The organism is Virgibacillus sp. AGTR (assembly GCF_016919725.2).
Lineage (GTDB): Bacteria > Bacillota > Bacilli > Bacillales > Amphibacillaceae > Virgibacillus > Virgibacillus salarius.
This window is the reverse complement of sequence record NZ_JAJERH010000003.1, coordinates 171,472-181,423: the sequence shown is the minus strand read 5'-3', so window position 1 is coordinate 181,423 and position 9,952 is coordinate 171,472. Positions and strand designations below refer to the sequence as shown.

The window sequence follows — 9,952 nt, the reverse complement described above, 5'->3', positions numbered from 1 at the left end:
ATTTTCATTCACTCCGCTCTCACATATTTACTACTTTTTTAGCCTTATCAAAAGATAGTAAAAAATAATACTTATTATATCAATCGATATGACCTAGTTTATCTATTTTTCATGTAATAATATAAGAACCACACTGCATGATTTTGTTCATCTGCGGCAGCACGCCTGAATGTTCTTCTAATTTGCGGTGTTGTTGCTTCATCAGAAATATCTAAATAAAAATCCGTGGTTTTTTGTTCATCTTGTAATGCAAATTCTAATCCTTCTAAATAATTATCTGGACATTCCTCTATGATTTGTGGTTGTGGCTGTTTACCCGTTAAGTTGGTATAAATAGAAATAAATTGTTGATAATGTTTTACTTCATCCTGCCTTATTTCCAGTATTTGCTCTCTTTCAGCCATTGTTGGAGCCATTCGAGCCAGTTTTTCATAACAACTTATTGCGCTATACTGCCCATTAATTGCCTTTTCTATATCACCAGTAAGCTGTTGTTGCCTATAGTAGTCTTCTTCATAGGGGTAGTAATGATACCCATAATTGTACATAAGCTTTCCTCCTAACTAAAAAACCTATACTAATCTATGTAAGAAGGATTAAATGGGTGCACATCATACATATTTTATCAATCTAGACACATGTAACATGAAAAAATCATAATCTAAAAATAAAATAAATAGTGAAAGGTGAAGATCATGCCATCAATTATTGGTCCTATAAAAGTTAACCGTGTTGGAAGACCGGCAATCATAAACTTCGGTGATTCCTTTTATGTTGCTCCGAAGCGTGCTTCCGATACAAATTCGGGTTCTGGTTCTTTAAATACTGGTGATTTCATAAATTCAAATAGTGGCTTCAGTACTACAAATCCTTACGATTCAGATATAAATGACAAAAATGTGACTTCTAATGCATAACTACTATTAGTACTATAAGTGGGGGATAAAAATGGACTTAACAGAATACTGTTCCGAGTTGGTCAATATAGGGGAACTAATCTGCTGTGCATTGGATCATTCAGATACCCAAAACATTGATTTATACAGACAAATATTAACTAATTTAGAACGTATAGATCCTCCAGCCAATTTAATAAATCAACATGAATTGCTTATAAATTCATTTGAAAAATTAATAGTTTTAATAAACACCTCCTTCTAAGTTATTGTATAAGTATTGGATAGCGGACAAAATAAAAATGGAGCCGTTATAACGAACTGTCTCCACCTTAAAATAAGCCCCTCTACTTTCTCCAAAGTAAAGAGGGGTTTTATTTATTCTAATCACACTCATTTACTGTTAACGTCACTTGGCTTACTTAATCACAGCACTAGTACCAGAACCAACATAAATATTACGCTTACCTCTTCCTGTTTTAATAGTAACTACATCTGGATATGGTTTATCTAATATTTTATAAGTTAATCCACCATACCGAGCAGGAGTAAGGCTCCAATCGCTATTCTTCTTTACAGGTTTAACATTAAGTTTGTATGTCCTCCACGTTTTTGCAGAAGCAGGCAAATGAACAGTACCTTTGGCTTGGCTAGGTTTAGACTTACTTTTTGGTTCATTCTCTTTTAAGGATCCATAAACCTCTTTACCAGCCAATCCATCCCGTTTCAACCCATAGTAAGATTGATAACGTTCTACTGCATCTTCTGTGTCGTCTCCATAATATTCATCAATACCGTTGTTTTTAGCTCCTTTGTTTGGATAGAATGGAGGATTGTTTTTAGATAGCATCGTTTGTAATTGTTTAACAGGCTTACCATATTGACCATTTCTAAGCGTCTGTCCTTTCCAATCACCAGTAACCTTGATCCAGTTTGTTACTGTTTCGGACTCTACTTTTTGATCTGGTGCTGTAATTATATCGTCTACTTTACTTGTAAGTTTAGGACGTTTACCAGCTTGTAGTTGTGATAAAGTAAGACCACCAGTCATTTGTAAATGAGGATAATCCTTAAAGCTAGACCAATCCCCACCCCATTCAAAACCTAACGACTTACCGATTGCTGCAACTCTTTTCCACTTTGCATTAACTGTCCATATAGCCTTTTGACCATCATCGCTAACAATGAAATAATCTACAGCTAGTCCATAATTATGCAATGATTGCCCGGGTTTAGCATTTGTTACGATATTACCGCTAGTTGTGCGCCCTTGATTATATAGTTTTTGTTGTTCTTCGTGTGAACGGTACCCATCAGATAATTGGACGTATATCCCTTCTTTATACGCCCGTTTAATCACTTCTAGTGCTGTTTCCTTAACAACTTGGTTCATGCCACTACCCATATTACGAATAGAACGTTCTAATAATGTATTTAAAGACACCGCCATCTTACTTCATCCCCCTATCACGTAAGAATTTTTCATTATGTTTTCCTTTTTTAGTAACAGGATTGTCTTTAAACCATGCCCATACAGCTACGCCAATTGTAGCTACTGTTGACACTCCTTCATATATTTGTTCTTCGCTAAATGGTAGTGGGTTCCACCCATATAGCATTAATGCCTGATTTGCTAGTAAAAACCCTAATACGACAAGTCTTACAATTGCTTGTTTCATTTTATATTCCTCCCTTTAATTTGCTAAATAAGTCAATAAAAAAACCGCTATGGATATGGCTAATGCCAACCATGACGGTAAATTCTTAAACATATTTTCTCTTTGCTTTACAATGCGTTCCACATCTTCCTTGCTTGCAGTGGATGATATACCTTTCTTTAAATCGTCAATATCTTTTTCATTTTCCTTCGACCGATTATATGCTCCTTTAGCGATGTCATAAGTTTCATTAATCTTATCTTTCATATCTAGCAAGCTGTCCAACTTCCCACTCTGTTCTGCAAGTGACACTTTAACATCCATGAGCACCGTCATGAATTCTTTCATGTCCTCCACTTCCTTTGCTTGGTCTGCCATTCTCGACCCCCTAACCGTAAGGATTATACTCGTATTATATTCTTAACCACTTTTTCACTTTAGGTGGCCAGAGGGCATCCCCTTTGCCCTCGCCCCCAACATAAAAAATAACGCCTTACTCGACGTTATCCTTTGTCGGATCCCAAACGTTGTACTAGATGTATTTCTCTTGCGCTGATGTTGTTATTATCATCAAACCGCACAACGTCTTTGAGATCACCGCCCCATGTGTTACGTACACCCCATACAGCATCAACTCTAGAGATATGGTAAAAGTTATCAGACGCTAGACCAAAGTCAGCCATTACTTTACCTGTCCAACGTGTACCAGCTAGTGCTGCATCTAAAGCAACATCAGCTGTCTTGTCGCTAAAACGACGATCAAGGACAACGTGATCTTTCAGTTCCATAAAGGCAGGCTCGCATGTGGCAATGGTTTCAGCTCCGTTTTCACTGTCACTATCATCAAGTTCCACAATACGAAATAAACGCAAGTCGCCTTCGTAATCCCTGAATACGACTTGGTTCTGTTCTACCACACATTTAGCCTTTTCAGACTCGGCATCAACAATAAATACAAAAGGCTCATTAGGCACCTGGTTCAATTCCTCTCGGATAGGTGCGCTAATAAGCCCTGTTTCTTCAGATAGTATTGTAAGTAATATATCATCCTGGTCAAGGATATATAATTCTGCCATGGATTTCCTCCTTTCTGTGGTAAAATTAACCTATCTTGAGTGATAGGAGTTGATTTTAATGGATAAAGAATCAAAAAAAGAAACCGCTATTGCCGTTTCATTGAGCCTAATTCCATACATCGGAGGCAGCATTGCAAGCATATATACATCTGTCAAAACAAATAAAGAGATTGAAAGACTTGAAGAGTTTTATTCAGATGTTGCTAATGGAATTAAGACCTTGGACGAAAAACTATCTAATGCATTAAGAAATAGCAGTCATGATGATGAATATCTTGCTATGTTAATTGAAAAACTTTCTAGAAAAGTTGAAATTGAAGCAAGAAAATCTAAAATAAATGCTTTAAAAACTCTTTTTGTTAATTCACTGTTAAACGGCGTTAATCAAACTTCCTACTCTGAAATAGATTTTTTTCTAGAAGTATTAGATTCCTTATCAGAAATAGATATTGAGTTGCTAGTACTGTCACATAAAGAAAATCGTCTTATAGCAGTGAATGAGATTAATTATGTCAAATATAATGAACCATATTTCATCTTAGCTTCTGTAAATAAATTGCGTAATTTTGGATTACTTCAAGTTTTTTCTGGAGCTATAGCTGTTGGCGCCAAAGATAACGCACTAGAAGAAAGAATAAAAGTATCTGACTTAGGAAAAAATTTCATTAGTTTTTGTTTACAATAAGCAATAACTTGTATGGACTAGTATCAACTAGTCTTTTTTTTATCAAGGAACATACATATTACAAAAAGAAATATCCAAAACCACCAATACTTCACCAATAGCTGAATTTGTGTTAAATTTATGAAATCTTCCATCAATATCCCTCCTAATAATACCTCTCCGTATAACTAACCGTACTCTTATGACTAGCAACAAACTCCATCTGACCAGGTATCAACTCTTTAAAAACAGATTTAATGCTTATTGCGGTGTCTATGTTTTTGCCATTTAAAATAGCGCTGCGAGTCGTATAATCTATTTCTAGCACATCTCCAGCAATAAAGTTGTAATTAAGCAAGATGTACAAGCCATTGCTAGCTTCTAGCGTAAACCTTTCCTGTGGCACTTCAAACACCGTGGTTGTGTAAAACGGTGTTTTTTCTTGGCCGGTTATGGCATGTTCTGCTAAATTTGTTTGTATGGTTAGATTGTAAGTTTGCCCTAGTGTTGCTCTTGCTACAAACCTCAACGTCCCAAACCACAGCCATGACTTTCTAGCAAAGTCACTCATATCACTAATTAAAATAGCTTCATAACTTTGGCCAGGTTCATCATCAAAACTTAATATTGACCATCCATTGTTAACCCCCTGTTTTAAGACATAAAAAATACGCCTTACTCGGCGTTATCCATTTCCTCTATCTGCTTTTTTCGTGACTGTTCCAACTCTTTCTTTAGTTCGTCCAATTGTTGTTTTTGTTCAGTTATGATCGCATCACGTTGTGCAACATTTAACGATGCTTGCGATAGCTGAACTTGCAACGATTGAATAATGAAATCCTTATTAGGATGCATATAAATCCCCCTCTATTTGTTCTAATCGATCTATGATTTGTTGCATACCTCTCCATACATACGTCGTTAAAGGATACTGACTTATAGTAGTGCCGTCGCTACCTTTAATGATTTCCGGCGATTCATCAACCATTAAACCTAGTTGTTTTTTTGCGGTGCTAGAATCTGTTTTCATGCGATAGGTATGTGGATTTGTGCTTTTGATAATGCCTAAAACATCATCTTGAAAAACTTCAATATCTTTTTTTAGTTCTCGTAAAGATTTATTTTCGAAAGAGCCAGCCCATACCGGTCTATAAGTTTCTTCTAATCCTTTATTGACTACTTTTAAAACTCCATCCATACCAATATAAGCATTTTCTGTTCGGGTTATAAAAGCGCCACCCCATATCTGATTAGCAAAAACATCTCTATAAATAGGGGAACCCGTGCCATCGTTCGCATACCCTTTATTAACTACATGCATTGCACTGTCTGTGCCCATCCAAAGACTTGTGGCGTTAGCAATTACCCCATGACTGAACAGTCTGCTAGAACGTAGTGGACGATAAATATACGATCCATCCTCTTGTTGAAAACCGCTTGAAGTAACTCTTATTTCTCCGTCTGTTCCGAGATATCCATTGCCATTAGGAGTAAACCTCACTCCCATTGTTCTAATTGGTCTATATGTGTAATTATCAGCACTACCATCCGATGGTATACTTTTTACATCAACCACACGAACCTCATTTTTTGAATCTGGAGCTAGATAAACGTTAGAATTGCTTGTACCAAGCGCAGCGCTTGTCACCAATAATCCATCCGCTCTAAAACGTTCAGTGTTATCAGCATTATAACTGTATATTCCATTAGGACTAATCGACACTTTACGTCCATTCGTTACATCAAAAAACTCTGCATCTGATCCATTAACGCTAAAATATCCATCTTCATTGACCGAGGACAGATTAACTCCAATAATAGATTGTCCTATGATTTTTTCTGCCACAACGCCTTCACCAGTAATAGCTGCTTCGGCAGTATTTCCGCCATCTATCGATACCATAAACCCATGCGATGTAAAACCTGTCACATAATTTGGGTTGCTTGGGTCAATACCCCATATTCCGCCTTTATCGGGAAATTGCAACTCTGTTTGAGCGTTTTTAATGGCATTTACTGCGTTTAGCATAGAGTCATCAAATACTGAACTAGGAAGCTTTTTTCTTCCCTCTAGTAGATCATTTAACGCTTTTACAGATGTGTTTAAATTCGCTTGATGTCGCTTCGTTAATCCTTCGCTACCGAATGTAACCGATAAATCTAATATATTTCCTTTCCAATCTTTAGTAGTAGATTTATCAATCACTCTAACTTCTTCTTTTAATCCAATACGTTCATCAATTAAAAAGACTCTATCTCCTAATTTTGGTTGAGCTAACTTATACCCTTGTTTTCGTAAATCATGGAGATTAGCAGACACACTTATTTTTAATGATTCATCAACCAAAATTTTTAACTGTTTATTCATTGTTTCCTCTTTTGTGATATTACCATTTTCGATAGGAGGAGCATCTCGTTTACCTATACCTGGAATATCAGCTATTAGAGAAGTATATTCCTTTATAAGTTTGGCGTTTTGTTTTTCACCTTCTTTATAGTCACCGTAACCTTTTGCATAGGTATAAAAAGAGCCTGCATCTATTTCTTGGACGATGTTTGATGCATTTAGTCTGTATCGATACATAAACGAAGCATCTCGTCCTACTTGCTTTTTTAAATAAACAATGTTTCCGACGATTTCAAACTCAGCACCATATCGATTTAATGCATTCTTGAATAGAGTTAGTCTAGTGTCGCCATCGCCAAAACCTTCCCATTGAATGGCGTCGAAACTATCAACTAACACATAATTATATCCCGAACCTTCAAATATAAGCGTAAAACAAGCCTGCGCTGTCATGTGTTGGTCGTATCGTTCATAGACTCTTTGTGTATCAAAGTCATCAAAAAATAAAGGAACAGCTTTAATGTCTGTAGACATTAGTTGCCCTTCTCCTTTACGTTTTGCGTAAACCACTTTATACGTTATTTCATCTGTAATAACTTGCCACATTTCAGTAACGTTTCCGATAAATAGAGTATTAACCTTTGTTGGTAGTATTTTTAGTGATAATGATTGATTCCCATTTAATTGCTCATCTATCTTTGTTGTAGCTTGGAGAGGGTATTCATTTCCTTCAAGGTCACGAATAAACATTTGTCGTCCTCCTTCCTATATTGATTAGGATATAACGACATTAGAAAAACTCCACTTAGCTTCTCTTCTCCCGAAGTGAAGATATCCGCCTCTATACTCGGAATCTGTGATTTCTGCCGTTAGATTTTGATCTACATTGGTTACTCTAATACCTGTTGGCGTTACTTCGATTTCTACCGAAAAAGGCGTACCTTTTTGCAAGTCTTCGCCACCAGTTACATTCCCAATTTGCGTAGCTACTCCATTAGCTCCTTTATACACATAAATAGACCCACTAGCGATAAACAAAATCTGATAACCGTCACTAAGACCGTTAGGACTGTCCTCGAAATAGTCTATTGGCGTGTTAATTGCAACAGAACCCCAATACGTTCCACTTTCAAAAGTGATATCAAGGTTCATAGTATAAGTTTGTGACAACTCACCCGCCCAACCTTGCAATACATATTCTCTAACTGTGTCATCCGTGAGTATATTGGTAAATCCCCATTTATTCGGTGATATAAAACCGCCTCTGTTTGTATGGCCACTAGCTAACATCCCGTGCCCAAATGTTTGATCTATGAAAGTATCTTTACTAGATGCCGGTATAGACTCTGACAAATAAAAAGGATCATCCGAGAAAAAGCCGTGCACACCTTTTGCTAATAATTCTTCCTTTTCATAACGATTATTTACTGTCCATGCAATGACTTTAAGACCGTTATCTATACAGGATTGGATATAAGAGTCAGCAACGCTTTTCGAAACACCAACATATCCTATTCCAGCAGCGCTAATCGTTGCTGGGTCTGCCATATTTGTTATCAATAAAGTTGCATACCCGGCGTCAATAGCTGGTTGAAGATCGTTGATATCAGATGATTGGATTAGCGCATAATCTTTTAATTTATATTTGTCTAGCACGTTTATAATTTTTTGCACAGACTTTTTGTCTTTAGACTCCGGACAATAAATTGCTGAATTTCCGAATGTGTTTACTATATCTTCGAACAAAGGCGCACTAACATTTTTATAAGGCGTTGGGACATCTACGTTTAAATTTCTAAATCCCATTGCGGAATATTCATATACATACCCTGTTTTATCAGTAGTACGATTCACTGTATCATCATGCATAACTCCTAAAGAACCATCCGCAAGCGTCTGTACATCCATTTCTATAAAGTTATTACCTAAAGCTAAACATCCCTTATATGCTTCTAAAGTGTTTTCGGGAAAAATGTTAGAAGCACCACGATGCGCTATATAAAATGGTTCTTGTACATCTGCTAATTTTTGGTTACTCAACTTAGAATTAATGGAATTTATCTCTTGTTCGTTCGCATCGATCCATTGCGTTAATTGTTCCTCTACTGCATTAATCACGGAAGCATCTATATTTTGTATAGGTTGCCATTCTGACCCGTCATACCTCCATATAGTTCCACCTTGCCTTTTGTCATCGGGTCCTGTAGGATAATCTGCTGAATCACTTCGTGCCATAACGGTGTCGCTTTCAGAAGGATTAGGGTACGTTGTTGCTATATCTTCGTAGGTATCAACGAAATCAAGCCAATTTAGTTTTGATCCGTTTATGATTTCTTGATAAACTTCATCAGTTATAGAAGAAACGATATTATTCAAATCGTTATACAATTCCTTAAAATTATGTTCAAAATTATTTCTGTTCTCTCCGTCCCAAGATGTTGTTATCGTTTTTCGCGCCATTATATCACTCCTTACGCATAATAGAATCTGAAATCAAATTCTGTCTTTGCTCTTGATATTCCTGTTAATTCAAATTCATTCCACCCTGGTGCTAATTCAATAAATTCTTTATTTGTTTTGCGTAGGAAATGTAATCCGTTTGAAGTTATGTTCGGACCATCTAACAAAATTGTTTGTGAATCTCTGACCTCTTCATTGACTCGGAAAGTAGTCCCGTTTGTCTTGTTTTTTAGTTGTAAATAACTTAACGAACCTACTACATTACTTATCTTTATTTTTAAATACTGTTCAAAAGGATGAACAAGCTCATTTCCTGCGTTGTATATACGGAAAGTATTAGTTTCATGTGTGTATTTTAATGATTCATCATCCGCTATTAAACCCATTCCGTAGCCCCATAATTTATCATTAGCGTTTATTCCGTTTTGTTCAATGTCTTGTGTAGTTCCGATGGATTCCGCAAATGGTAATTCTGACATTTCCAACGAAAACGTACCTATTGCCATTTTTTGAGTTAAACGTTCTGGTATAAATGAATCAACTACAGTTACTTTGTATCTTTTACCTTTTTGGTATTTTTCTGATACGTATAAAAAGTCATGGTTAGTGAAAAATGCAAAAGCTTCATCTCTTAATAAACGATAATCCATTGTATCTTGTGGAAGTAATCCAATTTCTAAAGATACAGGTCGTGTTTTTAATGTATATCCTTTATCTATAACACCATTAGCTCCTTCGACTGAATCTATAATTCTATTCTTTTGCATAGATGAAATAAAAATATCAAGAGGTAGTATCCCATTAGGAAATTTCTTTAAATTCATATATTCGTCATACACTATAAACACCAT

The 9,952-nt window shown here is 36.1% G+C and carries 12 protein-coding genes; 2 read left to right on the top strand and 10 right to left on the bottom strand.

The window, feature by feature from the left end:
• Positions 1-98 precede the first annotated feature (98 nt).
• Positions 99-548 carry a ferritin-like domain-containing protein gene (locus tag JUJ52_RS02710; protein ID WP_026682999.1) on the bottom strand — a complete coding sequence of 150 codons (450 nt, stop codon included), beginning with the start codon at positions 546-548 and terminating at the stop codon, positions 99-101.
• A 147-nt stretch (positions 549-695) separates the two neighbouring features.
• Between JUJ52_RS02710 and JUJ52_RS02705 the strand changes: the two genes are divergently transcribed.
• Positions 696-917 (top strand): spore germination protein, encoded by a 222-nt coding sequence (locus tag JUJ52_RS02705; protein WP_026682998.1) that lies wholly within the window; start codon positions 696-698, stop codon positions 915-917.
• A 397-nt stretch (positions 918-1,314) separates the two neighbouring features.
• On the opposite strand, the gene JUJ52_RS23295 is transcribed toward JUJ52_RS02705, so the two are convergent.
• The 4 genes from JUJ52_RS23295 to JUJ52_RS02680 all read right to left on the bottom strand — a co-directional run bounded on the left by JUJ52_RS23295 (position 1,315) and on the right by JUJ52_RS02680 (position 3,630).
• Positions 1,315-2,346 carry a M15 family metallopeptidase gene (locus tag JUJ52_RS23295; RefSeq protein ID WP_304956748.1) on the bottom strand — a complete coding sequence of 344 codons (1,032 nt, stop codon included), beginning with the start codon at positions 2,344-2,346 and terminating at the stop codon, positions 1,315-1,317.
• Between the two features lies 1 nt (position 2,347).
• Complete coding sequence (locus JUJ52_RS02690; RefSeq protein ID WP_205388718.1) at positions 2,348-2,575, bottom strand: phage holin; 228 nt, start codon at positions 2,573-2,575, stop codon at positions 2,348-2,350.
• 15 nt (positions 2,576-2,590) lie between these two features.
• Entirely contained in the window at positions 2,591-2,932 is a 342-nt protein-coding gene (locus tag JUJ52_RS02685; RefSeq protein WP_026681329.1) for a hypothetical protein, read from the bottom strand.
• Between the two features lie 125 nt (positions 2,933-3,057).
• Positions 3,058-3,630, bottom strand: a complete 573-nt coding sequence (locus JUJ52_RS02680) for a hypothetical protein (protein WP_228088641.1) — start codon at positions 3,628-3,630, stop codon at positions 3,058-3,060.
• A gap of 58 nt (positions 3,631-3,688) precedes the next feature.
• Between JUJ52_RS02680 and JUJ52_RS02675 the strand changes: the two genes are divergently transcribed.
• On the top strand, positions 3,689-4,315 hold the full coding sequence (locus tag JUJ52_RS02675; RefSeq protein WP_228088640.1) for a hypothetical protein: 627 nt from the start codon (positions 3,689-3,691) through the stop codon (positions 4,313-4,315).
• Between the two features lie 145 nt (positions 4,316-4,460).
• Here the strand turns inward: JUJ52_RS02675 and JUJ52_RS02670 are convergent, their stop codons facing one another.
• From JUJ52_RS02670 to JUJ52_RS02650, 5 genes are all read right to left on the bottom strand, one after another.
• Entirely contained in the window at positions 4,461-4,823 is a 363-nt protein-coding gene (locus tag JUJ52_RS02670; protein ID WP_228088639.1) for a phage tail family protein, read from the bottom strand.
• Between the two features lie 146 nt (positions 4,824-4,969).
• Entirely contained in the window at positions 4,970-5,149 is a 180-nt protein-coding gene (locus JUJ52_RS02665) for a hypothetical protein (RefSeq protein WP_228088638.1), read from the bottom strand.
• Positions 5,139-7,391, bottom strand: coding sequence for a phage tail protein (locus tag JUJ52_RS02660; RefSeq protein WP_228088637.1), 2,253 nt, complete (start codon positions 7,389-7,391; stop codon positions 5,139-5,141). The genes JUJ52_RS02665 and JUJ52_RS02660 overlap by 11 nt, the downstream gene beginning before the upstream one ends.
• 24 nt (positions 7,392-7,415) lie before the next feature.
• Positions 7,416-9,101 carry a glycerophosphodiester phosphodiesterase gene (locus JUJ52_RS02655; protein ID WP_228088636.1) on the bottom strand — a complete coding sequence of 562 codons (1,686 nt, stop codon included), beginning with the start codon at positions 9,099-9,101 and terminating at the stop codon, positions 7,416-7,418.
• Positions 9,102-9,112: 11 nt separating this feature from the next.
• On the bottom strand, positions 9,113-9,949 hold the full coding sequence (locus tag JUJ52_RS02650) for a phage tail domain-containing protein (protein WP_228088635.1): 837 nt from the start codon (positions 9,947-9,949) through the stop codon (positions 9,113-9,115).
• Positions 9,950-9,952 lie beyond the last annotated feature (3 nt).